This window comes from Candidatus Symbiopectobacterium sp. NZEC127 (assembly GCF_025962675.1).
Classification (GTDB): domain Bacteria; phylum Pseudomonadota; class Gammaproteobacteria; order Enterobacterales; family Enterobacteriaceae; genus Symbiopectobacterium.
On record NZ_JAGFPG010000002.1, the window covers coordinates 184143 to 210159 of the forward strand.

At 54.4% G+C, this 26017-nt stretch carries 23 protein-coding genes; 15 read left to right on the forward strand and 8 right to left on the reverse strand.

The features are described 5' to 3' along the window. Positions 1-369: 369 nt before the first annotated feature. The 5 genes from J5069_RS10935 to J5069_RS10955 all read left to right on the forward strand — a co-directional run bounded on the left by J5069_RS10935 (position 370) and on the right by J5069_RS10955 (position 5504). On the forward strand, positions 370-1386 hold the full coding sequence (locus J5069_RS10935; RefSeq protein WP_264643930.1) for an ABC transporter substrate-binding protein: 1017 nt from the start codon (positions 370-372) through the stop codon (positions 1384-1386). A gap of 107 nt (positions 1387-1493) precedes the next feature. After that, positions 1494-2492 carry an ABC transporter ATP-binding protein gene (locus tag J5069_RS10940; RefSeq protein ID WP_264643931.1) on the forward strand — a complete coding sequence of 333 codons (999 nt, stop codon included), beginning with the start codon at positions 1494-1496 and terminating at the stop codon, positions 2490-2492. Beyond that, entirely contained in the window at positions 2489-4135 is a 1647-nt protein-coding gene (locus tag J5069_RS10945; RefSeq protein WP_264643932.1) for an ABC transporter permease subunit, read from the forward strand. The genes J5069_RS10940 and J5069_RS10945 overlap by 4 nt, the downstream gene beginning before the upstream one ends. A 37-nt stretch (positions 4136-4172) precedes the next feature. Then, complete coding sequence (locus J5069_RS10950) at positions 4173-4943, forward strand: DeoR/GlpR family DNA-binding transcription regulator (protein ID WP_264643933.1); 771 nt, start codon at positions 4173-4175, stop codon at positions 4941-4943. A gap of 132 nt (positions 4944-5075) precedes the next feature. After that, positions 5076-5504 (forward strand): TOBE domain-containing protein, encoded by a 429-nt coding sequence (locus J5069_RS10955; protein WP_264629042.1) that lies wholly within the window; start codon positions 5076-5078, stop codon positions 5502-5504. Positions 5505-5525: 21 nt separating this feature from the next. Here the strand turns inward: J5069_RS10955 and J5069_RS10960 are convergent, their stop codons facing one another. Beyond that, a complete protein-coding gene (locus J5069_RS10960) occupies positions 5526-7652 on the reverse strand; it encodes a peptidase domain-containing ABC transporter (RefSeq protein WP_264643934.1) in 2127 nt (708 codons plus the stop codon). Further along, positions 7645-8916 carry an HlyD family secretion protein gene (locus J5069_RS10965; RefSeq protein WP_264643935.1) on the reverse strand — a complete coding sequence of 424 codons (1272 nt, stop codon included), beginning with the start codon at positions 8914-8916 and terminating at the stop codon, positions 7645-7647. Before J5069_RS10965 ends, J5069_RS10960 begins: the two co-directional genes overlap by 8 nt. Positions 8917-9498: 582 nt before the next feature. Between J5069_RS10965 and J5069_RS10970 the strand changes: the two genes are divergently transcribed. After that, entirely contained in the window at positions 9499-9675 is a 177-nt protein-coding gene (locus J5069_RS10970; protein ID WP_264643936.1) for a hypothetical protein, read from the forward strand. Positions 9676-10209: 534 nt separating this feature from the next. Beyond that, on the forward strand, positions 10210-10536 hold the full coding sequence (locus J5069_RS10975) for a microcin (protein WP_264643937.1): 327 nt from the start codon (positions 10210-10212) through the stop codon (positions 10534-10536). An 83-nt stretch (positions 10537-10619) separates the two neighbouring features. Here the strand turns inward: J5069_RS10975 and J5069_RS10980 are convergent, their stop codons facing one another. Continuing rightward, positions 10620-12242: a Na/Pi cotransporter family protein gene (locus tag J5069_RS10980; protein ID WP_264643938.1), complete on the reverse strand. Its 1623-nt coding sequence runs from the start codon at positions 12240-12242 to the stop codon at positions 10620-10622. 874 nt (positions 12243-13116) lie between these two features. Here J5069_RS10980 and J5069_RS10985 point away from each other — a divergent pair. The 6 genes from J5069_RS10985 (at position 13117) to J5069_RS11010 (ending at position 18535) form a co-directional block, all read left to right on the forward strand. Then, the gene (locus J5069_RS10985; RefSeq protein WP_264643939.1) at positions 13117-13788 is read left to right on the forward strand and encodes a nucleoside recognition domain-containing protein; all 672 of its coding nucleotides are present in this window, start codon (positions 13117-13119) and stop codon (positions 13786-13788) included. After that, positions 13778-14254 carry a YjiG family protein gene (locus tag J5069_RS10990; RefSeq protein WP_264625432.1) on the forward strand — a complete coding sequence of 159 codons (477 nt, stop codon included), beginning with the start codon at positions 13778-13780 and terminating at the stop codon, positions 14252-14254. Before J5069_RS10985 ends, J5069_RS10990 begins: the two co-directional genes overlap by 11 nt. An 82-nt stretch (positions 14255-14336) precedes the next feature. Next, positions 14337-15440 carry a M20 peptidase aminoacylase family protein gene (locus J5069_RS10995; protein ID WP_264643940.1) on the forward strand — a complete coding sequence of 368 codons (1104 nt, stop codon included), beginning with the start codon at positions 14337-14339 and terminating at the stop codon, positions 15438-15440. Between the two features lie 126 nt (positions 15441-15566). Further along, entirely contained in the window at positions 15567-16400 is an 834-nt protein-coding gene (locus tag J5069_RS11000) for an ABC transporter ATP-binding protein (protein WP_264643941.1), read from the forward strand. Next, complete coding sequence (locus J5069_RS11005) at positions 16397-17173, forward strand: ABC transporter ATP-binding protein (protein WP_264643942.1); 777 nt, start codon at positions 16397-16399, stop codon at positions 17171-17173. The genes J5069_RS11000 and J5069_RS11005 overlap by 4 nt, the downstream gene beginning before the upstream one ends. Positions 17174-17197: 24 nt before the next feature. Further along, the gene (locus J5069_RS11010) at positions 17198-18535 is read left to right on the forward strand and encodes an MATE family efflux transporter (protein WP_264643943.1); all 1338 of its coding nucleotides are present in this window, start codon (positions 17198-17200) and stop codon (positions 18533-18535) included. A 44-nt stretch (positions 18536-18579) separates the two neighbouring features. On the opposite strand, the gene J5069_RS11015 is transcribed toward J5069_RS11010, so the two are convergent. Continuing rightward, positions 18580-20160, reverse strand: a complete 1581-nt coding sequence (locus tag J5069_RS11015) for a methyl-accepting chemotaxis protein (RefSeq protein WP_264644364.1) — start codon at positions 20158-20160, stop codon at positions 18580-18582. A 525-nt stretch (positions 20161-20685) separates the two neighbouring features. Here J5069_RS11015 and J5069_RS11020 point away from each other — a divergent pair. After that, positions 20686-21405: a helix-turn-helix transcriptional regulator gene (locus J5069_RS11020; RefSeq protein ID WP_264643944.1), complete on the forward strand. Its 720-nt coding sequence runs from the start codon at positions 20686-20688 to the stop codon at positions 21403-21405. 75 nt (positions 21406-21480) lie between these two features. Continuing rightward, positions 21481-21864: a VOC family protein gene (locus J5069_RS11025; RefSeq protein WP_264643945.1), complete on the forward strand. Its 384-nt coding sequence runs from the start codon at positions 21481-21483 to the stop codon at positions 21862-21864. Between the two features lie 68 nt (positions 21865-21932). Here J5069_RS11025 and rhaM read toward each other — a convergent pair whose 3' ends face one another. The 4 genes from rhaM to rhaB form a co-directional block, all read right to left on the reverse strand. Beyond that, entirely contained in the window at positions 21933-22247 is a 315-nt protein-coding gene (rhaM, locus tag J5069_RS11030; protein WP_264628922.1) for an L-rhamnose mutarotase, read from the reverse strand. A 158-nt stretch (positions 22248-22405) separates the two neighbouring features. After that, positions 22406-23230: a rhamnulose-1-phosphate aldolase gene (gene rhaD / locus J5069_RS11035; RefSeq protein ID WP_264643946.1), complete on the reverse strand. Its 825-nt coding sequence runs from the start codon at positions 23228-23230 to the stop codon at positions 22406-22408. Between the two features lie 6 nt (positions 23231-23236). Next, positions 23237-24499 carry an L-rhamnose isomerase gene (locus J5069_RS11040; RefSeq protein ID WP_264643947.1) on the reverse strand — a complete coding sequence of 421 codons (1263 nt, stop codon included), beginning with the start codon at positions 24497-24499 and terminating at the stop codon, positions 23237-23239. Beyond that, entirely contained in the window at positions 24496-25968 is a 1473-nt protein-coding gene (gene rhaB, locus J5069_RS11045) for a rhamnulokinase (protein ID WP_264643948.1), read from the reverse strand. The genes J5069_RS11040 and rhaB overlap by 4 nt, the downstream gene beginning before the upstream one ends. Between the last annotated feature and the right edge of the window lie 49 nt (positions 25969-26017).

Below are 26017 nucleotides of genomic sequence, written 5' to 3' on the forward strand. Positions count from 1 at the left end.
TGACAAACCATCCTACTGCTACCGTCACCTCCGTCATTCCCGCGAAGGCGGGAATCTCTTGCCGAAAAAACGTGTTTATCCTTACAGAGATCCCCGGCTTACGCCGAGGATGACGAGAGGTAAAGTGGCGTTGTCATCAGTCTGATTACTCTCCGTTTACACCATGAATATCGGCCAATGCCTTGGTTTAGTAGTCTCTTTTACGCTGAATAATACGCTTTCTCTCGGGTTGGCATGATTAGTGCTTAAAAATACACAGATGCAAAATAACGCACAAAAAGACGCAGAATGTGAAATGCACAAAAGTGCTCACCTTCTCAGGGCTACGCCACCGAGTTATGACTTCCGCAACCATTAAGGGGAACATTTATGAAACGTTTTTCATTACGCCGTACCGGCCTGATGGCGGCATGCGCCTTTGCGACCCTGGTGGGAGCGGCACAGGCAGGCACCATCACGGTGTATACCTCGTTGGAAGAGGATGAAATCAAGGATTACGTCGCACAGGCGAAGAAAGACATGCCGGATGTCACCGTGAATGTGCTGCGTCTGTCGACGGGCGATCTCGGTCCGCGCATCTTGGCAGAAGCCAAGAATCCACAGCATGACGTGGTCTGGGGATGGGCACTGACCAACGTGATGGACCCGCGCATTTCTGCACTGCTGGAGTCGTATGCCGCCAAAGGCAGTGAAAAGCTGGATGAAACCTATCGTGCACCGGATAACAAATGGTTCGCGGCCACGGGTTACATGGCGGCGTTTTGCGTGAACACCGAAGCGCTCAAAGCGAAAAACCTGCCGGTCCCAGCGACCTGGCAAGATCTGACCAACCCGATTTACAAAGGCGAAGTGGTGATGCCGAACCCGGTTTCATCGGGTACGGGTTATTTACAAATCGCTGCGCTGCTGCAATCCAAAGGGAATGAAAAAGGGTGGGAATTCCTCAAATCGCTGGATAGCAATATTGCGCAATACACCAAATCCGGCTCTCGCCCGTGCAAAGCAGCGCGTACCGGTGAATACGCCATTGGCGTGTCGCTGGCGTTTGCCGCGATGCAATCTATCGAAGAAGGGTACCCGGTCAAAATGGTTATTCCCAGCGATGGCGCAGGCTATGAGCTGGAAGCCTCCGGTTTGATGGCAGCATCAAAAAATAAAGCCGACGCCCAGCGTTTCCTGGATTGGACCTTATCCAACAGCGCGGCGACGCTGTACACCAAATACAAAGAGATCGTCACCATTCCCGGCGTCGAGCAATCGAAAGCCGCCAAGCTGGCGGGCCTGCCTGCCGATCTCTCCAGCGTGCTGTTCCCGGTCGATTTTGCCAAGAGTGCCAAACAGCGCGATGCCATTTTGGAAACCTGGCAAAAGGCGATTGGTCGCTGATAGCAGACTGTTTTTCTGTACCAACGCTGGCTGTCAGGCCAGCGTTGAGGCCGTTGTAATACAAGGCGTCTTTGTCCCAGACGTTGTTTAAAGAGGATAGTAAGTACATGGCGCTGGTGATTCAGAATCTCTATAAAAGTTTTGACGGCCACGTAGCGCTCGATCGCATTAATTTGTCGATTGAGAATGCGGAGTTTGTTTGTTTACTCGGGCCCAGTGGCTGTGGGAAAACCACGTTACTGCGGATTATCGCCGGATTGCTCAGCAGCGATGGCGGAAAAATCACTCTGGATGGCCGCGATTTGATCAACGTGCCTGCCCGCGATCGCGGGTTTGGCATTGTGTTCCAGTCTTACTCATTGTTCCCCCACATGACCATTGCGCAAAACATCGGTTATGGGTTGAAAATTCGTCATACGCCGGAGGCGGAGATTCGCGATCGCGTCAACAGCCTGCTGGAGACGGTGCGCCTTGGCGGCTTTGGCGATCGTTATCCTAATCAGCTTTCCGGCGGTCAGCAGCAGCGCGTAGCAATAGCGCGAGCGTTAGCCGTCAATCCGTCGTTGCTGTTACTGGATGAGCCGCTTTCCGCACTGGATGCGCGCGTGCGCGCCGGATTGCGCCAGGAACTGCGTGAAGTCCAACAACGGTTAGGCATTCCTACGCTGATGGTGACTCACGATCAGGAAGAAGCCATGAGCATGGCAGATAAAATTGTCTGTATGCAGGGCGGTCTGATCGTGCAAGAAGGCACGCCGCGCGAGCTTTATACCGCACCGCGCACCCGCTTTGTGGCTGAATTTATGGGGCACAGCAATCTGTTGCCCAAGGCAACGGTCCAGCAGTGGATGCCGGAACTGTTGCAGACCTCTGCGCCAGAGAATGCCGAGCTGTTTATCCGCCCTGAACGCATTGCCATGGCGAAAGCGCCCGATGCCGAGGGGCAGGTGGTGAGCACCCGTTTTTTGGGCAGCATCCAGCGGGTTGAAGTGCTGTGGAAATCACATCCGTTGCTGGTGGAAACCAGCAGTGCCCTCAACTGGTCGGCGGGCGATCGCGTTACGCTCTCCATTGCTGCGCAAGATTGCGCCTGGGTGCAAGCATGAGTTATTCACTCCTTCCCCCGCAAACGGCGGCTGACCGCTGGTTATCCCGCCTCTGCCTCTATCTGCCGCTGGCAGCATTGCTGGCGTTTTTTGGCGCGCCGATGCTCTGCATTCTGTGGCACAGCCTGCTCGACGATCGCAGCGGCACGTTTGGTGTGTCGAACTATCTGGCGCTGATGAATGCACCGGGCGTCTGGCGCGCGATGTGGAACAGTCTGATGCTGGGTATCGTCACCACGCTGGTGACGCTGCTGCTGGGGTTTATCGTCGCGTATGGGCTGGAATGTACCGCTATGCCTGCCAAGCGCTTTATCTCCTTTGCCACGTCGCTGCCGGTATTAGCGCCATCGCTGGTGCTCGGTCTCGGGCTGATTTTTCTGCTCGGGCGCAATGGCATCGTGGGGAATCTGCTGGGCGTGCGCCTCAATATTTACGGCTTTTGGGGGTTGCTGATTGCCAACGTGCTGTATGCCTTGCCGCAGGCGATCTTGATCATTCGCGTCACGCTGCGCCAAAGCGATACCCGGCAGTATGAGGCGGCGAACGTACTGGGTGCTACCGACTGGCGGCAGTTTCTGGACATCACTCTGCCGGGCGTGCGCTACGGTATTTTGAGCGCAGCCTTTGTGGTGTTTACCATCACCATCACCGATTTTGGTAATGCGGTGGTGATCGGCGGTGATTTCTCGGTGTTGGCGACGGAGATTTACAGTCAGGTCAGCGGGCAAATGAAATTTGGTATGGGGGCCGTGGTAGGGATTCTGTTATTGCTGCCTGCGGCGGCATCCATCTGGATCGAGCGCGCCGCTTCGCGTCGCCAGAAAACCATCGGCACGTCATCCGCCATCCCGCATATTCCTCAACCGTTGCAGCGCCGCGATATTCCGTTTTATCTGGTGAATATGACCATTGCGCTGTTGATTGTAACAGTGATTGCTACCGTGGTGATTGCCAGCATGATTCGCCTGTGGCCTTATCGCCTGGATTTGACGCTTAAGCATTACAACATCGATCTTGCCGGGGGATATGCACCGCTTTGGACATCCATCTGGATCTCGGCGTTAGCGGCGGTTATCGGCACGCTGCTGCTGTTTTTGCTGACGTTTGGCATTCGTCGCCAGCCGGGGAAAAGCGCGGATTTTGCGGCGTTGCTCAGCGCACTGCCCGTAGGCGTACCGGGACTGGTGCTCGGGCTGTCGTATGTGTTCACGTTCAACAGCGCCGATCTGCCGTGGGGGATGCTGTATGGCTCGGCGATTCTGGTGGCGCTGTGTAACTACTACCATTATCACACGCAGGGATACACCACGATGATGATGGGGATGCGCAATGTGCCCAACGCCATGGAGGATGCCACCACCGTGCTGGGTGGCGGCGTGGTGCGTATCCTGCGCGATGTCTATTTGCCTGCCATGCGACTGACCCTGATCTCTGTCGCCATGTTCCTGTTTATGCGCTCAATGGTGACGCTCTCGGCGGTGATTTTTCTGGTGACGCCGTCGCTGCCGCTCGGTGCGGTAACCGTGATGCGCCTGGACGAAGCGGGTTTCACCTCGCAGGCAGCGGCTTTTTCTACGTGCATCATGGGGATTGTCGCTATAATGGCGCTGCTGCTTCATCTCTTGACGGCGAAACGCCAATGACCGCCGTTTACGCCTTTACGCCAGAGAATCACTATTGATGCTAGAAGAGACTCGCTTACACCGTATCCGCGCGCTGCTGTCCACACTGAACCGGGTCAGTACGGAAAAAATCATTCAGCATCTCGGTGTCTCGCGAGAGACGGTGCGGCGCGACATTCTGAAGCTGGAGTCCATGGGCGCGTTACGCCGCGTCCATGGCGGCATTGTCGCGACATCGCTGGAGCCTGAACCGCCGCTGTCGGTGCGCAACACCGTGCGTGAAAAAGAGAAGCTGGATATTGCCCGAGCCGCGGTGCAGCAGCTTAGCGCTGGGCAAACGCTGTTTATTGATGCGGGCAGCACCACGGCGCTGTTGGCGGATGAGTTGCTGTCGATGCCCGGTATGACGGTGATAACCAACAGCCTGAATGTCGCGCTGAAGCTGACCACGGCGGAATCGACGATGCACCATGAGGTGATTCTGCTTGGCGGTCATATGGGGCCGTCCATGCAGGCCACCCGCGGTGATTTGACGGTGAGCGAGATCCAGCGCTATCGCGCCGACGTTGCGCTGTTGTCACCGGTAGGAATCACCAGCGCTTCGGGCGCCAGCAGTTTTGCGCACCATGAAGCCGCCATTGCTCGCGCCATGGTCACAAATGCCAAAACGCGTATTATCCTGGCGGACAACAGCAAGATAGGTATCACCAGTCGGGTGATTTACGCCACGCCGCAGGAAATCGATATCATCATTACCGATGCAGGTTCGGCAGCTAAACCTGAATGGCAACTGCTTCAGGCGCAGTGTGCCCATGCCATCGTGGCGTAACCCGCGACGCATTATGATTTAAACGCAAATGTGTTACCCCTCAGGGAGTAATAATAAAAAACGCTTTTGAATTTTAGGGATATATGTTCATGATAGCGCTAATCCCTTGTTAATCAGCAGGAGTAGCGAGCTATGTCAGTGTCGGCAAGAAATCAACTTTCTGGTGTGGTGGCGTCGGTAACCGAAGGCGCGGTCAATAATGAAGTGGTTCTCACGTTGGAAGGTGGGGAAACCCTGACCACCGTGATCACCCGTGCCAGCAGCAATACGCTGGGTCTGGTGCCGGGTAAAGCTGCGATTGCGCTGGTCAAGGCGCCCTGGGTGATTCTGGCTTCGGCCAACAGCGGCCTGGTGTTCTCCGCCCGTAACCAATTCCGTGGCAAAGTGACCTCTGTCATTCCCGGCGCGGTCAACTCTACCATCCATTTGCTCACCGGCAGCGGCTTGGCGCTGACCTCCACCATCACCAATGAAAGCGTGGCAGAGATGCAGGTCAGCGTTGGCAGTGAACTGATCGCCCTGATTAAAGCCTCCAGCGTGATTTTAGCGACCAAAGCCTGACGCGACGCGTTCGGTATGCCATTAGGGCATACCGACTATTTTCCCCTCTGGGCCGAGGGTGATTACCCTATCGGCACTGGCGAGCGTCGATTCTCGATGTGCAATGATAATCCGGGTAATGTTCATCTGCCTGATCGCCAGATTAACAAAGGCTTCGCTCTCTTTATCCAGTGCGCTGGTGGCTTCATCCAGAAAGAGAATGCCCGGTTTGCGATAGAGCGCGCGAGCGATAAACAGGCGCTGTTTTTGCCCCCCGGAAAGCCCTTCACCCAACTCCCCAATCAGGGTTTCATAGCCCATGGGTAATGCCATGATGGTATCGTGAATATAGCTGGCTCTGGCACACTCCATCATCCAGGCGTCATCCATCTCTTGCTCAAAGCCGCAGATGTTCTCCCGTATTGAGGCGCTGAACAGCCGATCTTCCTGCAATACGCACCCGATCATTTTGCGGTAATTGTTGACGCCGATGTGCTGAATATCGTTGCCATCGATCAGGACTTTGCCGGATTCCGGTGTAAACAGCCCGCACAGTACTTTCATCAGCGTTGTCTTACCCACGCCAGAGGGGCCGGCGATCGCCACGCTTTCCCCCGGCGCAATGGTGATATTCAGATCGCAGAATATCGGAGCAGAAAGGCTGTCGTAGCGAAAGCTCAACGCTTGCGTGGTTAATGCGAGCGGGCGCATGTCAGCGTGAGCGCTGATAGTGGGCATGATGGTCTCTTGCTCACTCAGTGCGATATCGCTGATGCGCTCGTTGTGCAGGCCCATCATGCGCAGTTGCAGAATAAACGCCACCAGCGAGGCAATGCGGTCAGAAAATTGGCTGCGAAAAGCCGAGAACGCCACAAACATCCCCAGGGTCATCTGATTATCGATAACCAGATCGATACCTAACCACAGGATCACCACCTGATCGCAGGCGGCGATAAAGGTGTTTACGCCGCCGAACAGCAGATCCATCCGGGTGATGCGGATACCGGTATTGAGAGTGTCAACTTGCAGATTCAGCCAATGGGTGTGTCGCCGTTCGCACATGCCTTGCATCTTGATGGTGGCAATGCCGTACAGCGTCTCCATAAAATAGGAGTTGGCGCGTGCGCTTCTGACCAGCGCTTCTTCAGACAACTGGCGATAGTAGCTGTAAGTGGCGAAACGGGTGAGGATATAGATAAAGGTAAAACCGACCACCCACAGCGTCAGGTGGCCGCCATACAGCAACATCATGATCAATACGCCTATCACCATGATGCTATCCATAATGGCACCGACCACGCTGGCGGTGAAGGTGGCTCGCAGCGTGTCGAGGGAGCCAAAGCGCGAGTGGATATCTCCCAGTTTACGCTTTTCGAAATAATCCAGCGGCAGATGCAGCAGGTGCATAAACAGACCTGATTGCCATTGCACGTTGATCAGCGTTCCCATCACCAAGGATGACCAGGCGCGAACCATACTGATGGCGGCCCGCAGCAGAATAAAAAAAACCAGCGCAAGACAGATCAGGCTCAATAACCCGCGATCGGCAGCCGGAAGGGCATGATCCATCACCAGTTGCGTACCAACCGGAACGATAAGCGTAATGGCTTCGATAACCAAAGAGAGACAAAAGATCTTGATTAGCGCCCCTTTGATCCCGTGCACGCTGCGGACCAACTGCCAGGCGCTGAGGCGCTTTGTGATCTTTTCTGCCTTGAACTCGCTGCCCGGCCACACCTCCAGCGCGACCCCGGTAAAACAGCGTGATATCTCGGCCAGCTCAACGGTGCGACGCCCCTGTGCCGGATCGTGCACCACAAAGCGGTTATGCTTGGCGCTGACCAGCACAATAAAATGGTTGAAGTTCCAATGCAGGATACAAGGGGTTTTCAGTGCTTCAAGCTCGTGCAGATCCACTGACAGCGCACGCGTTGTCATTCCCAACTGTGCGGCGAAGTCGTTTAATCCGGCAAGCGTGGTGCCACGGGTGGAGAGCCGGAACCGTTGGCGCAGGGCGCTGAGATCGATATTTTTACCGTAGTAGCTACAGATCATCGCCAGACAGGCCAGTCCGCATTCAGCAGATTCCGTCTGGTGCAGCATCGGGAGTCGACGGCGCAGCCCCAGATCCAACTGATCGATAATGCTGTTGCGCCAGCGGTTATTCATGCACCGGCCCTGTGGCACTGTGTTTCATGTCGTAAAAAGGTGCCAGCATCCACTGGTATATTTTCCGCTTTTCGAGAAACAACGTGGTTTGCGCTTTCATCCCGTTTTCCAAGTAGAGCGTTTTCCCGCTGTAATGAATCATTTGTTTATCCGGCCGGACCAACACCTTGTAGTAGGGGATTGCAGCGGCTCGGTCAGTCGGTGCGCCCTGATAAGTTTGCATTTCCTGCTGTGAGGCAGGCGCTTTTGAGATCAGTCGCACCGTGCCGGAAAATTGGCCAAATTTTTCAGCAGGAAAGGCTTCATAGCGAATATTGACGTTGTCGTTGATGGCGATGTAAGGCACTGCATCGTTAGGCACCCAGATCACTAAATAGTACGCGGAGAATTTATCCGGCATGATTTGCAGCAGGCTGTCGCCCACGTTAATCATCTGTCCCACGCTAACGCTTAACGAGTCTATTTTCCCGCTGGATAACGCGCGAATTATAATTTCGCCTTCTGCATCAGCATTCACCAGTTCTTTCTGTAATTCATAGCGTTGTAATTCCATATGATAAATTCGGTTATCAAACTCGGCTTCCTGCGTACGCAAATCACTTTCCAGTCCGGTGATTTTTAATGCATTTTGTTCATTCTGGGTGCTCAGACTTAGCAGGTTATTTTGTTGTTGGTAATAAAGTGCTATCTGATTGGTTAACTGATCTTTGTTAATCAACCCTTTCATCTGATAGCGGCGATAATTCTCCATATTGGTTTTCATGATGTTTATGCCCTCTTCAGCGCGTGTCAAAATAGCAGAGGAGCGTTTAAGTGCATCACTGTATTGTGATTTTTGTTTATTTAATGCATCTAATGTGGATAATTTACTTTTTTCAATGCGTGAGATGATATTGGCGATACGCACCAGCTGATTTTCAATGTCCTTACGGTGGTTATCACTGACAACGCCACTGCGGGTACTTTTACTTACATCAATACGATAGAGCGGATCGTTTTTTTTAATGTCTTGCCCTTCGGTAACATATTTCTTCACAACAAAGCCCTGTACACCTGAATAAATACTTACAGGACGAGGATGCGTGCTGATTTCTCCCCCGACATTGACGCGTCGGGTGTAAGTGCCAACAGTGACAAAGATAATAAAAGAAAACAGAAAGAACAGGCAAACCAGCGCGGTTAACCAAGGAGACATACCTGGAAATAAAATGGCTTTTCCCTGCCATGGCATTTTTCTGTGTCCCAACGCTTCCTTGCGAAACACGCATACCTCTCAGCATATTATGTTATCGACTACAGGGGCTAAACTTTCGAAAAACGCACCTATTTAATATAGGGTGCGCTATAGCATAGTTAATCCCCTTCTGATGTCAATGTTATGGGGTGAAATTCATTTTTTTATCAAATTAGTGGTTGATTTAATAAATAAATAAAGAAAAATTAAACCTCTTTCAGAGAAGTTCTGTCAGGATGGGATAAATGAAGTTAAAACGAACAAAAACGTAACTAAAGATACATTGCATTTCCTCATTCTCTTGTGCACCTATCGATGCCTACTCATCAGATTTGGAGCGAAAAATGTTATCAGGTATTTTTTCTCCAGTGTGGTTTTCAGTCATGTCCTATATTATTTTTTTGCGCAAGCGAAAAACCAAAAAGCATTTTGTTCATATTTCATTTATTGTATTTATGTCCTGCTTTAATGGTTTTTTTTATCCCTTGTTCACAGATTTTCTAAACGATAAAGACATTCATTTTTCATTGGCAACGAGTCTGGTTTCTTCATTGGTAGCAATTGTTTTAAATATGATAATTTTCCTTTTAGTTATATTAAACAGGAGGTCGTATGAGAGAAATTGACGAAAATATGTTGATAAATGTATCAGGTGCAGGTGGGGATCAAGCAGATAAGAACCAGCAACTACTCAACACACTTGGTTCAAGCATGGCGTGGGGGGCGGGGGTGGGCGCAGTGACCGGCCCTGGCGGTGCAGTAGTGGGGGCGCTGTTTCCTTTATTTTAAAGGTTACATCGCCCCAGGTGACGCAAGCCGAGTTCTGCATCCTTTAGTGTCAAATGAACAGGGTAGAATTTAATTTTTTTATCAAGTCAGTGATTAATTTAATAAATAAAGAAAAAATTAAACAAAAATTAAACCACTTTCAGTGAAGTGCTGGTTGCAGAGGGGGAATAACGCTAGAATGAACGAAACTCGTAACGAAGATACATTGCATTTCCTCATTCTCTTATGTGTCTATTGATGCCTAATAGTCAGGCTTGGAGCGAGAAATGTTATCAGATATTTTTTCTCCAGTATGTTTATCAGTGACGTCTTACATTATTTTCTTACGTAATAGTAAAACTAAAAAAAATTTATTCTATATTTCATATAATGTATTTACGTCCTGTTTTATTGGGTTTTTTTATCCCTTATCAAGGGATATTCTACACGATACAGATACTTATTTTTCACTGGAAACAAGTCTGGTTTCTTCATTGGTGTCAATTGTTTTAAATATGATAATTTTCTTTTTGGTTATATTAAACAGGAGGTCGTATGAGAGAAATTGACGAAAGTATGTTGATAAATGTCTCGGGTGCAGGGAATGACCAAGCGAGCAGTAATAAAGAATTGCTCAACACGCTGGGAGAAAATATGGCGTGGGGCGCCGGATTTGGCGCCGTCGGCGGTATCGCTGGCGCTGCCGGCGGTGCTGTGAGTGGTGCGGTACAAACCGTTGTGCAGGAAGCGGTTAAACACGGCCCGGTCAGCGTGCCGATCCCCGTGGTGCCGATGGGTCCGACCTGGAACGGCAGCGGCGGTGGCGCGTCGCCCTGTGTCATGGATAAAGAACTGGCAATCTCACGCCCTCAGTCGTGTTGAGTCGGTTAGTGGTATAACATTTATCGCAGGATGAATGTGCAGGAGGGCAGCGTTTTGCTGCCCTCCTGTCGTTGTGACAACGATTATTCTGCTGAATCTTCCGGGTCTGGCTCCAGCACATGATACGCCACGGCACAGAACAGCGAATTCAGACGCCGGATATCCCCCAGCAGTCCCATATGCAGCGAGCTGGTTTCCAGGCTCTGTGGGTTTTGCTGATGCAGGCGTTCCACGTGAGCGTGTGAGTAGCGACGACCCAGCAGAATCAAACGGTGTTTGGCACGGCGCAGGCGTTTGGCGTTGGTCATGTCTCCGGTGAGAAACACTGACATCGCCAGCGAGAGGGAACTGGTGAGGCGTTGATGCAGCGCCAGCAGTTCCTCCATGCCCTCGGAGGATAAGGAAAGCCGGGCATCCAGCGCCTTGTTAGTGAACGACGACGAAATATGCTCGAGAATACCGCCCGCCTGTTTCAGGTTTAACGCCGTATCGATCACTTCCGCCCAACGGCGCGAATCTTCCTCTCCCAGGTCGTCCTGACGAATTTGCGCCAGATAGAGCTTGATAGCGCTGTGTAGCATATCCGCCTCTTCATCAAGGCGGCTGATCTCGCGTTTTTGCTCTCTGTCACCCAACAGCACCAGCCTAAAGCGCTCCAGCATTTGCGCGACGACATCGCCCAGTCGCAGCGTTTCGCGTACCGCATTAGCGAGGGCAAGCGAAGGCGTGTCCAGCGCGCTGTTGTCGAGATAACGCGGTGCGGCGGTGGCGTTATTCATATCCTCATGGGGCACCAAACGGCGACACAGACGCGCCATGCTGGTCACCAGCGGCAGCATCAGCAGGCAGCGCAGCAGGTTATAGACGACATGAAAATAGATAACGGCTTCGTCGGAGGCAACGTCCGTGCTGCTGATCCACAGTGCAAGCGGTGCCAGCCAGGGCAGAATCAACACGCAGCCGATGATCTTGAACAACATACTGCCGAGCACCAATTGTCGGGCGCTGGCACTTTGTCCGCGTCCTCCGAGTATTGCCAGCACACCGCTGCCGAGGTTGGCACCAATCACAATGCACAGCGCCATTTTCAGCGGAAGCAGCGCGGTTGCTGCCAGCGTCGCCGTCAGCAGCACAGCGGCAAGGCTGGAATAGCTGACCATGGCGAACACCGCCCCCAGCAGCAGTGCCAGCAGCGTGTCATCAGAAATGGAGGTAAAAATCACCAGAATGGCGCTGGAATGGGTGATGGGGGCAGCAGCAGCGACGATCAATTCCAGCGCCAACAGGATCAATCCAAGGCCGATGCCCACTCGCCCCAGTTGGCCGACACGGGCCTTGCGGTTGGAGAGAAATGCCACAATCCCGCAGAGCAACAGCAGAGGAGAAAGCCAGCCTAAGTCAAACGTCAGGATACGCGCCATAAGCGCGGTACCGACATCTGCCCCCAGCATAATCACCAATGCAGGGGAAAGCGCGATCAGTTGCTGCGACACAAAAGAGATGGCCAGCAGCGCGGTGGCGTTACTGCTTTGTACCAGCGCTGTTACGCCGAGACCGGCCAAAAATGCCATGCTGGTTTTCTTGATGCTGGCACTCAATATACGGCGCAGGTTTGCACCATAAACTCGCATAATACCCGTGCGGACGATATGGGTTCCCCATACCAGCAGTGCAACGGAAGAGAGCAAATGCAGCAGCGTCAACATAGTCTATCCTGATGAATATTGTGGTTCGAAAACAAGCGGTGCTGATGGTTTATTCAGCGTGCCATACCGCGATATGCTAACGAAGTGTATCACAAGCCCCGTGAGTATTTTATTTTATTCTAAAGAAATGCGCAGGAAGTAGAATTAATCTCTGTTTGGATAGGGTTTATTTAATCGTTTTTACTGATTATCAGATTCCGCTCTGATTACAATATTACAAATCACCAACATAATGATGAGAATAATGCTGTACCCGCAAGACGCGGAATTTTTCGCCCCCGGTTATCGGATTGACCTGTTATTTTTTTCTGCCAAAAACGTGCAGAGGAAAAGTTAATTTGTTCAATATATTCAATGCTAAAAGCCCATCCAATTTCTGCATGCGGTATGCAAATTTGGTCTTTTTACCCTAACGCTTTATGTTTTAGGCTGCCATTGGCGTGGCGGGAAAGCTGATTTGCTTTTTCGGCAAGACTTTCATGAGAATAAGCCTTGACAAGCTTAGGGGAAATAAAAAAGGATAGGTTGCTGCAATTGACTGAGCATCATCCATCGAGATGCATGTATAACGTTTATATCCGTCATATTTTACCTTGCAGGTGCGTTGGCTGTGTTCACTTACCCGAATCACTTACCGGGTTAACCCTCACTTGCCATCTTCCTGCAACGTGAATTATTCGGGTATACAAGGCCTAAAACGGGCTTTGTTCTATAACGGCCCCGCGTCTTATTCCGTTATCAATCTCAGCAATATTTCTGGCGTGTGCTGCACGCTGGTCGCAGTTTTTTTCTTCATTTGTCACGGCATCAGCGCGGGAAAGCGGCGTTGAGCGTGGCTTTTTCACCAACGCAGGGGATTCAAAAGGGGATTTGTATGTCAGAAGAGATCGCGCAGCCAACGGCGCAGCGTGCGGGCCTGTTTAGAAAATTGGGGCCCTATATCGCGCTGGTTGGGGCGATTCTGTTTTTCTCAGGGCTGTTTTTCAAGGTCGATGGGCTGAATTGGCTGGGTGCCTTCGATTTCACCACGTTGGGCGGTAGCTTTGGTGCCATCAAAGAGGGTGGAACCTTTATCGGCGCGGGTGGCATCAGCGCCAAAGCGGGCTTTATCTTCGCCCTGTCGCTGGTGCCTACGGTGATGCTGGCGTTGGGCGTGCTGGAAATCTTCACCCACTACGGTGCCATCCGCGCGGCGCACCGTCTGTTGACGCCGCTGCTGCGTCCGCTGCTCGGCATTCCCGGCCTGACGGGGCTGGCGATGATCACCGATCTGCAAAGTACTGACGCCGGTGCGGCGCTGACCAAAGAGTTGAGCGATCGCGGTGATATCACGCAGAAAGATTTGGTGATCATGAGCGCATGGCAGTATTCCGGTGCCGGGCTTATCAATAACTACTTCACGATTGGTTCCGCGCTGTTCCTCTCGATGACCGCACCGATTGTGATTCCGCTGGTGCTGATGTTCATCATGAAATTTGTCGGTGCTGCGCTGGTACGCGTGGTGCTTAACACGGTTTATCGCAAGGATTTTCAGAATGAGCAATAACAGCCCCGCCAAGGTGTCCAATAACCCGTTTGATATTTTCGTGGTGGGGGCGCGTAAAGGCTTCAATATCGCTATCAACAACCTGTTGCCCAACGTGCTGATGGCCTATGTGATCGCGGAAATTCTGAATTTGCTCGGCATCATGGCGCTGCTGGGCAAGGTGTTCGCACCGATCATGGGCCTGTTCGGCCTGCCCGGCGAAGCGATCACCGTGCTGCTGACCTCCTGGCTTTCCGCCTCGGCGGGCACTGGCGTTGCCGTAAGCCTGCTGTCCAAAGGCACGCTGGATGGTCATATGGTGACGATTCTAGCCCCGGCTATTTTCCTGATGGGCTCACAGTTGCAGTACATGGGCCGGTTGCTCGGGGTGGCGGATGTGCCGAAGAAATACTGGCCGCTGCTGATGCTGACCAGCATTATCAACGCCATGATCGCCATGTTGATCATGCGCGTGTTTTTTGCCTGATGCTGTCGATGCCGGCACGGTAGTTACCGCGCGGCATGATTGATCTCCTGCGGGACGCACAAAGAGAAAAGAGAGCGTAACTATGTCCATCGTATTAGAGCATTACAACTACCTGCACACCATTCCAGAGCTGGGTTTTCAGGAGTTTAAAACCTCGGAGTACCTTGCCAGCAAAATGGAAGCGGCAGGGTATCGCGTCACGCGCGGTATTAACGGCACGACCGGTATTGTGGCGGAATTAGACAGCGGCGTGCCCGGTCCACTGCTGGCGCTGCGCGCGGATATGGATGCGCTGGGGCACATCATCGACGGTGAGCATTGCGCCCGCCACACCTGTGGGCACGATGCGCACTCCTCGGTGGTATTGACGGCAGCGCAAGAGATTATTCGCGAAGGTATCGTCAAAAAAGGCCGTCTGCGCATTCTGTTCCAGCCGGCAGAAGAGCTGGGCACGGGTGCCATTGCCATGGTGGAAGGCGGCGCGCTGGACGGTGTGGATATGATCCTGGGCTTCCACTTACGCCCTGTCGAAGAGTGCGTGCTGGGCGAAGCGGTACCTGCCATGTACTACTCTGCCAGCAGCACCTTTGAAGTGACCTTCCACGGCAAACCGGCGCACGGTGCGCGCCCGCATCTGGGGGTAAACGCATTGGAGGCCGCCGCACAGGCGGTGATGGCGGTTAAAGCCATTCCTCTGCCGCCGCACCTGACCTGGAGCGTCAAGGCAACCCGTTTCCTGTGCGATGCCGGTGTGACCAACTCGATTCCGGACCGCGCCACGGTGTGCTGGGATTTGCGTTCTGCGCAGAACGACCTGATGCAAACGCTGAAAGAGAAAGTCAAACTGGCGATTGAGCACAGCGCCGCCGCGCTGGGGGCAACTGCCGACGTGGTACTGACCAAAGAGATTCCGGCGGCGGAAATTCATGATGAAGCCACCGCGCTTATCAGCGATGCTATCGTTGATGTGCTTGGCCCGCAGGGGCTGACGGAGCCGAAAAGCACCGCCGGCGGTGAGGATTTCTTCTTCTATCCGCGTCTGCGTCCCGAGGTGAAAGCGGGCTTTTGGGGATTGGGTACCAATCTGAAACCCGGCTTGCATCACCCGGATATGCATTTCGATCTCAATTCACTGGAAGTGGGCGTTCGCGTGTTCAAACGCTGCGTAGAAAAAGCATTAGGCTAAATGCATCCAACGCCCCTGACGGGGCGTTTTTCCCCAATTAATCCCCGTTTTTTTGATATTGCGCCGCCGCGTGTTGGGCGCTATCTGCTAGTGTGTGCCAGACACGTTTTATCAGGACGCACTGCTGTGAATACCCCGTTGTTACAGGTCGAACATCTTGAGGTCGCGCTGGCACAGACATCGCGTGCGCTGCTGCACGATGTGTCATTTTCGCTGGCACCGCATCGTTGCCTCGGGGTGATCGGGGAGAGCGGCAGTGGAAAAAGTCTGCTGTGCCGCGCTCTGCTCGGACTGCTGAATACCGCTTTTGTTTGTCGAGGCACCCTGCGCTTTGCTGATGATCAACCTCTGGGGTTTCATGATGCCGCGCTGCGCCGCTATCGCGGACGGGACATCAGCCTGATTCCACAACATCCGATGACAGCGTTCGATCCGCTGCAACCCATTGGCAAACAGATGGTGGAAACCCTGTGCGCGCATCTGGCGTTGCGGCCCGGTGAGGCCAAAGAGAAGGCCATCGCACTGCTGCAACAGGTGCGTCTGGAAAATGCGGCTAAGCGCTTTGATGATTACCCCGCACAGTTGAGCGGCGGCATGTTGCAGCGGGTGACGATTGCCATTGCGCTCGGGCTGGCTCCGCGCCTGCTGATTGCCGATGAACCCACCAGCGCGTTGGATGCCGTGACGCAGGCGGAGATCGTACAGCTGTTTGCTGAACTGCGCTCGCGCAACGCCATGACGCTGCTGTTTGTGTCTCACGATCTGGGTGCCATTCAGCGCCTGGCAGACAGCGTGATGGTGATGTATCAGGGGAGGGTGGTGGAGCAGGGCGAAACCGATGCGGTGCTGAGCCATCCCCACCATGCGCATACCCGTTATCTGGTGGAGGCGCGGCAGGCGATGTTACGCCGCTACGCCCAGTGGGCTCCGCCTGTTGCCGCGCAGGAGGAAAGGGCATGAGTGTTTGGCTTGAGGCGCGCAATGTGAGTCAGCGCTATCAACTGCGCGCGACGGGCGAATGGCAGGCCGCGCTGCAATCCGTCTCGTTCAGCATTGCACGCAGCGAATGCGTGGGGATCGTCGGTGCCAGTGGCAGCGGGAAAAGTACGCTGGGGCGCGTGTTGCTCGGCCTCGAGCGCCCGGAGGAAGGCGAGATAATACTGGCGGGCACGTCGCTGTATGCAACATCGAGCCTGTGGCGGCGCGGTATCGGCAACGGTGGGCGGGTTGGTGCGGTGTTTCAGGATTATGCTTCCTCGGTGAATCCATTGATGTGCATTACGGACATTGTGGCCGAGCCCTTGCGGTTACAGCGGCGGTTAGGTCGAACGGCGGCGCGCGAACGCGCTGGGGCGTTATTACACCAGGTGGGATTGGACGACGCGCTGGGCACTCGCTATCCACACCAGCTTAGCGGCGGTCAGATGCAGCGCGTGTGTATCGCTCGCGCCATTGCCTGTGAGCCTGAACTGGTGGTGTTGGATGAAGCGGTTAGCGCGCTCGATGTGGCGGTTCAGAGACAAATTCTTGATTTATTAGCTGAGTTGCGGCAACGTCTGGGCTTAACTTATCTGTTTATCAGCCACGATCTCACCGCCGTGACCTATTTGTGTCAACGCGTGTTGTTTTTGCATCAGGGCCGAATCATTGAACAGGTGAATGATATGGCGGCACTGGGGCAGGTTCAGCACCCCGCTGCTCGCCGCCTGTTAACGTCGGTAATGGCGTTCTGACGCTGCTTGAGGTGCGTTTTTTCCATGTCCTCCCCCGCTCCCGCACTGGCTCGCGTAAGCTATGTCAGCTATCTGGCACTGGTATTCCCCTTTGTTATTTCTACGCTGACCACGCCGTTACTCGGTGCGGTGGATACCGCACTGGTGGGGCATCTGCCCGATCCGGCTTTTATTGGCGGTGTGGCGATAGGCGCGGTGATTTTTAGCACCCTCTACTGGCTGTTTGGTTTTCTGCGTGTGAGTACCACCGGTTTTACTGCGCAGGCGCTGGACGATCCGCGTTTGCTGACCAGTGCGCTGTTTCGCCCGCTGCTGATGGCAGTGGTCATCGGTCTGGTTTTTGTGGCGTTGCAGCAGCCCATTTTCTCGGCCAGCATGGCCTTGCTCAAACCGGATGCCGCCGTGCGCCAGCACGCCCATGATTTCTTTTTCATTCTAATCTGGGGTGCCCCTTTTACGCTGGTGAACTATGTCTGTCTGGGCTGGCTGATGGGGCGTTTGAAAACCCGCGCCGTGCTGCTTAACCAGATTGGTATCAATGTGCTGAATATGGCACTGGCGCTGTGGTTTGTGCGCGGGTTGGAATGGGGCGTGCCGGGCATTGCCAGCGCGACGCTGATAGCGCAAATCAGCGGCACGCTGTTGGGCTTGCGTCTGATTTATCGCTATCTGACGCCGGACAAGGCCGCCATGTCGCCTGCCGCTTTGCTCTCCTGGCGCGAGTTCAAAGCCATCATGATGGTGAATGGCGATCTGATGCTGCGCACGGTATGTCTGCTGGTGGTGACGAATCACTTTGTGGCAACGGGCGCGTCCTTTGGCACAGAAATGCTGGCCGCCAACGCGGTGCTGTTTCAGATTCACTATTTGATGGCGTATCTGTTTGACGGTTTTGCCAATGCGTCCAGCGTGTTCAGCGGCCGTGCACGCGGCGCTAACGACGCCGACCACTTCCGCCAGACCTTGCGCTATTCTGCGCTGTCTACGCTATGGATGTCGGGGTTGCTGGCGCTGTTATGGGCCTGGCAGGGCGACAGCGTTATCGGCTGGTTTACCCATCAGGCGGAGATTGTGGCGCTGTGTCAGCGTTATAGCCTCTGGCTGATGGTGTTTCCGCTGTGCGGCGCGGCAGGCATTATTTTTTACGGTGTGTTTACCGGTATTACCTACACCGCGCCAGTGCGCAATTCCATGATGCTGGCACTCATGGCATGGTTTGCCGCGTGGTATTTTTTGGTGCCGGTGTATGGCAACCACGGTCTGTGGCTGGCGTATCTGGCGTTCAGCCTCGGACGTTCGGGCTTTTTACTGCTGTGGTTGCCCGGTGCGAGCCGTCGTCTTAACCACGCGCACGCCGTATAAATCAAACGTCCCCTTCCACGCGCGGTGGAAGGGGACACTGTCGATTAGCGCAAGCGCAGCGCAGACGCTTGTTCCACACGGAAGAAGCGCACGGCGTTACGTAACTGCTCACCTTGCTCGGTCAGTGATTCTGCTGCGGTCGCGGATTCCTCTACCAGTGCCGCATTCTGCTGAGTGACCTGATCCATCTGATCGATGGCGACGCTGATCTCTTTGATCCCGATGTGTTGTTCATCAGATGCCATCGAAATATCCGCCACGATTTTGGATACCTGATTGACCGAATCGACCACGTCGGTCATCGCCTTGCCCGCTTTGTCAGCCTGCTGCGAGCCTTCGGTGATCTTCTCTACCGTGCCTTCGATCAGCGCTTTAATTTCCTTGGCGGCATCGGCACTTTTCTGTGCCAGCGTGCGCACTTCACCGGCAACCACGGCAAACCCTTTGCCTTCGCTACCGGCACGCGCCGCTTCCACCGCCGCGTTCAGTGCCAGGATATTGGTTTGGAAGGCAATGCCCTCGATCACGGCAATAATGTTGACGATCTTTTGCGAGCTGTCAGAGATTTCCTGCATCCGCGCCAGCATATCGTTAACGATGTCACCGCCCTGTGACGCGGTATCAGAGGTTTTCTGTGCCAGCGAGCTGGCTTCGCGGGCGTTATCCGCATTTTGTCGTACCGTTTGAGTCAATTGCTGCATGTTGGACGAGGTTTGCAGCAGTGAAGCGGCCTGTTCTTCGGTGCGCTGCGACAGGTCACTGTTGCCTTGGGCAATCTCATTTGACGCCATGGTGATGGATTCACTGCCGTCAATAATATTACGCACGGTATCTGCCAGTCGCTGATTCATATGGCTGATGGCTGCCAGCAGACTGTGGTTGTCCCCGGGACGCAGGGTGATGGCCGTCAGCAGGTTACCGGTAGAAATTTCGTTCATGATTTCCATAGCGTAACGCGGTTCGCCGCCCAACTGGCGAGAAATACTGCGAGAAATAAACAGTGCCAATAGGCCTGACATCACCACCGCCAGTAACAGCATGCCGATCAGGGTGTATTTCGCGTCCTGATACCCTTTGCTGGCCTCACGAGCCGCCGCGTTGCCTTTCTCCACTTCCATATCGACCAACTTTGCCAGGTCTTTCATCAGTTGGCTGCGGTATTTTGACGATACCGCGCCGCTGATGCGAGATGCTTCCTCCAACTGACCTTTGCTCACGGCCGCGATCACGTCCTGATTCACGGCGCTAAATTGCCCGAAGCCTTCAATAATCGGATCTAACAATGATTTCTGGCCGCTGGCGGTGAGCAGTTTGGTGTAGCTGTCCAGCGCCCGTTGGAAGATAGCGGTATCTTCAAGTAACTCAACGCGGTGTCCTTCACGCTCTTTGTCAGTGACCGAAGCAATATATTGAATTTGTTGCAAACGGATTTCGGACAGCGTGCCCCGCATTTCCAGCGTGTAGCGCACGCCGGGCAAGCGGCTATCACGGTAGGATTCGATATTCTGGTTGTTGAGGTGTAACTGATACAACGCTGCGCTGCCGAGCAACAACATCAGTACGATCAATATTGAAAAACCGGAAAGCAGTTTGGTTAGCAGTGAAAGCTGAGACAGTTTTTTCATCATAATAAAATACCAGGCGGGGAATGTTACTCAGGGTAACGGCAACCTGAAGGAATTCTTTATCCGAATTAAAATGCTGCGACACTTTTTTGTTTCTTTTTACATGTTCATCAAAAAACGCGTTTTTTTCGATTGATTTTTATTGCTTCCCAACGATTGTCGCCGGTGTTTCAAGCGTTTGTGGCACGGTGAAGATAAAATAGACAAATAAATAAAACCCAACCGCGAAATTAAAAAATAATAGGTGTGATCATTATTGCTACAATAAGTATCGCTAAGAAATAAAAAATAAGGCCCACATAGTTTCCCACACCCCTCACCAGAAATGTCATGATAAGGCAAGGCAGCGCATTATGGCGCTAAACGGTAATCCGACTGATGACAAAGCCCGTTGTTAGGCGAAGTGCGGCGATGGGGTCGTAGCGGCGTAAGCCGCCGGAGCGCCCCTCGTCGTGATTCGCCGGGAAACACGGACGTGCCGAAAACGGTTTGTCAGCATATCTAATGCTATACAGAGAGTGTGTTATGTCGCGCGCGCAACGCTTACTCGCGTTATTACAGCTATTACGCCAGCACCGCTTCCCGGTGAGGGGAGAGCAGTTAGCCGAGCAGCTCGGCGTTAGCCTGCGCACGCTCTATCGCGATATCCGCACGCTGCAAGCGCAAGGAGCCAGCATTGAGGGCGAAGCGGGCGTGGGCTATCTGCTGCGTCCCGGGTTTATGTTGCCGCCGCTGATGTTCTCCCCTGAAGAGTTGGAAGCCCTTGCGCTGGGAGCCCGTTGGGTGAACGAGCGAGGCGACGGCCATCTCGCGGCCGCCGCACATTCGGCGCTGGGGAAGATCGGCGCGGTGCTTCCACAGCCGTTGCACTATGTGATGGAGCACTCGGGGCTACGCGTTGGCCCAAGCGAAGCGTATAAAAGTGACGATGACGTGATGTACCAACTGCGGTTGGCGATTCGCCATGAGCAGCGGATAGAGATTGCCTATTGTGATCTTAAAAACCGGCACTCAACGCGCACGCTATGGCCATTAGCATTAGGCTACTTCGATCAAACACAACTGCTGGCGGCCTGGTGCGAGCTGCGGCAGGATTTCCGCCACTTTCGCACCGATCGTATCGCAACGCTGACGCGTTTGCCCGATCGCTTTCCCAAACGCCGTGAGCAATTGCTGCAAGCCTGGCGAAAAAGTGTGTTTGATACGGAAACGCCGCCGGACTCAAAGCCTACTGACAGAAACTGACACCCGATACCGCTAACGTACTCCCTGGCCTGATGCCGCTTGCGCAGGCCCTATCATTGTGACAAGGAGTACGTGATGACTTTTGCCCCGAACAGTCTGATCCTGTATGTGCAGGATGTTGATGTCAGCGCCCGTTTTTATCAAACCTTGCTTGGTGCGCCGCCGCTGGAAACCTTCCCCGATTTCACCCTGTTTGCGCTACAGCCGGAATTCTCACTCGGCTTACAGTCGCGTCAGGGCATATTCCCACCGCCGCAGCCGCAGGTGGGTGGCACCGAGCTGTGCATGAGTCAGGCGACGGACAGCGATGTGGATGCGCTTTACCGCGCGTGGGTCGCACAGGGCGTCACCATCGTGGCTGAACCGACGCGTCTGGAGTTCGGTTACACCTTTGTGGCGCAGGATCCGGATGGTCATCGGCTGCGGGTGTGTGCCACGGATGTCTCGCATTATCAGTAGACGATAACGCCTGATGTGATAACGCCGCGGCGTAATGGTAGCGTCGTGGTGTTAACCAAACGCCCTGTTTAATCGAGGTAAAATACCGGTTTCAGTTCGTCGCTCACCGGGCTGTTATCCGGGTTGGCGGGCATCACGTCGCTCATGTGTTTCCACCACCGCTGGCAGACGTCAGTCTGTGCCACCGCATCCCACTGCGCTTGCGACTCGATTTCAACATAACCAAACAGCAGATGACGTTTTTCATCAAGAAAGATGCTGTAGTGGTGCGCACCGTGCGCCTTCAGCACCTCGGCCAGTTCAGGCCATATGGGGTTGTGGCGGCGTTGGTATTCGTCGTGACACTCTGGGAATACCGACATAACAAAGGCTTTTCGTAGCATGGGGAACTCCAATAAGTCACTGAACTGGACTCTTTCACCTGTCTCGGTCATGCCCGCAAAAGCGGGCATCTCCTACAGACGATATGCATTCCTTCTGTACGAGGTCCCCGGCTTGCGCCGAGGACGACAACAATGTGGGTTGAGGAGGGGATGAAGCGTTATACCTTCAGTGCCGCTTCCATCGGTGTGACGCCAAAGCGTTTGCCCAGCGCAATCAGCTCTTCCGTGGTGATGGTCTGCTTTTTGCCGCCCATGGAACGCACTTTTACCATCACTTCTGCCGCTTTTTCGGCGGTGTCGATCAGGCCAAAGGCTTCGTCCAGCGTCGGGCCGGTACCGAAGATGCCGTGGAACGGCCACAGTACCAGCGAGTGAGACTGCATTTGCTCCGCCGTTGCGGTGCCAATAGCGTCGGTGCCCGGCACCATCCACGGCACGATACCGACGCCGTCAGGGAACACCACCAGACATTCGGTGCTGCCTTCCCACAGCTCGCGGGTAAAGGCGGCGCTGTTCAAATCCAGCACATAGCTCAGGGCAATCAGGTTGGTGGCGTGGCAGTGCATGATGATGCGATCGCGTCCCTGGCTAGCCGCCATGCGCACGATGTGCGACTGGAAGTGCGCCGCCAGCTCAGAAGTAGGCAAACCGCCGCCGGTCAAGCCCCAGAAAATACGGTAGCCTTTGCCATCATCATCCACCTGCAATAACACCAGCGTATCCGCCGGATCTAACTGCACGTTGCGGAAGAACTTGCCCGAACCGGTCACGATAAACCAGCAGCCTGCCAGCTCTGGCATCGCCAGTGACAGCGCTTCGTGGCGTGGCGTCGGGGTAAAATCGCTTTCATAGGGCGTGACGTCTTTGGCATCGAGGCGCAGGCTGACGTTGCCGCCATTGCGTTCGTCCCAGCCTTTGAGCCACATATCGGTGGTGGCTTTAATCATGCCTTGTACAAACCAGGAAGACAGAATTGCTTGCATAATCACTTACCCTTGACGTTGACGAAGAATGGTTTGTTCATAATGGCGTACCTGTTGCAGCCATTCGCTGCCCGGCGTCACATCGTGGCGCTGGCAGTAGTGTTCCCACACGGCTTGCCACGGCAGCGATTTCTGTTCTTCCAGCAGCGCCAGACGCGCGGTGTAGTCGCCCTGTTGTTCCAGTTGGCGCAGTTGCTCGGTGGGTTCCAGCAGGGCGCGCAGCAGCGCTTTTTTCATGTTGCGCGTGCCGATGACCCAGGCGGCAACGCGGTTGATGGAAGCATCAAAGAAATCGAGGCCGATATGCACGCGGTTGAACAGATTGTGGCGCACGATCTCATGGGCGATGGCTTGCGTTTCGTCGTCCAGCAGCACCACGTGGTCGCTGTCCCAGCGTACCGGGCGGCTCACGTGCAGTAACAGGCGCGGTACGTACAGCATGGCGCTGGAGATCTTGTCGGAGATCACTTCCGTTGGGTGGAAGTGGCCGGCATCAAGGCACAGCGCGGTGCCGCGGCTGGTGGCGTAGCCAAGATAGAATTCGTTGGAGCCCACGGTGAAGCTCTCTGCGCCAATGCCGAACAGCTTGCTTTCAACGGCATCAATGTGGTGTTGCGCATCCAGCGGCTCGGCAATCACTTCATCCAACGCGTTTAACAGGCGCTGGCGAAATGCCAGACGATCGATGGTGAGATCTTTCATGCCGTCCGGCACCCAGATGTTCATCACGGAAGGCGTGCCCAACTCGCGGCCAAAATAGGCCGAGATACGGCGGCTGGCCTGACAGTGTTCAATCCAGAAACGGCGCACGTTCTCATCCGGATGGGAGAGGGTGAAGCCGTCGCTGCTGAGCGGGTGCGAGAAACAGGTGGGGTTAAAATCCAACCCTAAATGCTGTTCTTTGGCCCAGGTCACCCAGCGGCTAAAGTGTTTCGGCTCGATGGCGTTGCGTGCGACAGGTTCATCGGATTCCAAATAAATCGCATGCAGATTCAGACGCTTCGGCCCCGGAATCAGGCGGAACGCCTGCTCAAGGTCGGCGCGCAGTTCATCGGCGGTGCGCGCTTTGCCCGGATGGTTGCCGGTGGCGGCAATACCGCCGGTGAGTGCACCTGCGGACTGCTCGAAGCCCACCACATCGTCCCCTTGCCAGCAATGCATCGAGACGGGGATGTTATCCAGTTGCTTCAGGGCAGCCTCGACATCAACGTTGAGCGCGGCATAGCGCGCCTTGGCCAACTGCCAGGCCGATTCAATGGCGGTATTCATACGGTAAGCTCCTCAGTGGCGTGGCACAGCGCCTCAAAACGGCGCCAGTGTCCGGCAAAATCGTCAATAGGACGGGGGATATAACGTTGTAATGGAAAGCTCTCCGCCAGTTGCTGGCGAAAAGCGGTAAGATCGGGTACGGCGTCAAGCGCCATCAACTGACAGCCAATATTGCCGAGCGTCGAGGCTTCCACCGGGCCTGCCAATACCGGTATCTGGCAAACATCGGCGCAGAGTTGGTTGAGAAACGCGTTCTGACACCCGCCGCCCACAATGTGCAACTGGCGTAGCGGTGTGCCGCGCAGTTCTCCCAACTCCAGCAGGACGCGACGGTACAGCAGTGCCAGGCTGTCAAAGATGCAGCGGGCGAATTCGGCCTGGGTAACGGGCTCACTCTGCTGGTGCTCGCGACAGAAAGCGCGAATGGCCTCACACATCGACGGCGGATTGATAAAACGATCGTCATTCGGATTGATTAAACGCGTGAACGGTGGCAGTGCGCTGGCATCGCGAATCAATGCGGGCAAATCAGCAATGTTCATCTCCAGCGCCACGCGTTGCAGTAACCACATGCCCATGATGTTTTTCAGGACGCGGTAGCTGCCGTTGATGCCGCCTTCGTTGGTAACATTTGCCGCCAGTGCGCGCGTATCGTGGTAGGGCACATCGCTTTCAATGCCCATCAGCGACCAGGTGCCGGAGCTCAGGTAGGCGCTGTCGCCTTCGGTCAGCGGCGCGGCCACCACGGCGCTGCCGGTGTCGTGTGTGGCAACGGTAATCACCGGAATGGCATCGCCTGTCGGAGAGGTCCAGGCACCGAGCGTTTTTCCGGGTTGTGCTGGGGTACTGAACCACCTGGCGGGCAGATCGAGCCACGCCAGTAGCGACGCGTCCCAGTTTTTGGTGTGCAAATTGAGCAACTGGGTGGTGCTGGCGTTGGTGTACTCGCAGCCGACGCTACCAGTGAGGCGGTAGTGGAGATAGTCCGGGATCATCAGAAAATGGGCAATGCGGTCGAGGTTTCCGGGGTTGGCGCTGCGCCAGGCTTTCAGTTGATACAGGGTATTGAACGGCAGAAACTGAATGCCGGTCAGATGATAGATATGCTCGACACCGAGTTCCGCAATGGCGTGCGCCATCACGCCATCGGTGCGGTGATCGCGGTAGGCATAGGGCAGATCGACGCGTTTGCCGGCGGCATCCAGCAGCACGTAATCCACGCCCCAGCTATCGATGCCGATGCTGTCAGGGCGGATGCCGCTGTCGGTGATGCGGTGCAAGCCGGTGAGGATTTCCTGTTCCAGCGCATCGAGATCCCACAAATGGTGGCCGTCCTGTTCTACCAGGCGGTTGGTAAACCGATGGATCTCTTTGAGCGCCAGTTGCCTGTTCTCGACTTGCCATGTTGCCAGCATGACCCGGCCGCTGGAGGCGCCTAAATCCACTGCGACAATATTTTTCACCGCCATTGCCGTTCCTCTTTCACTGATTCATGTTGCGCAGTGTAAAGAGCCGGTA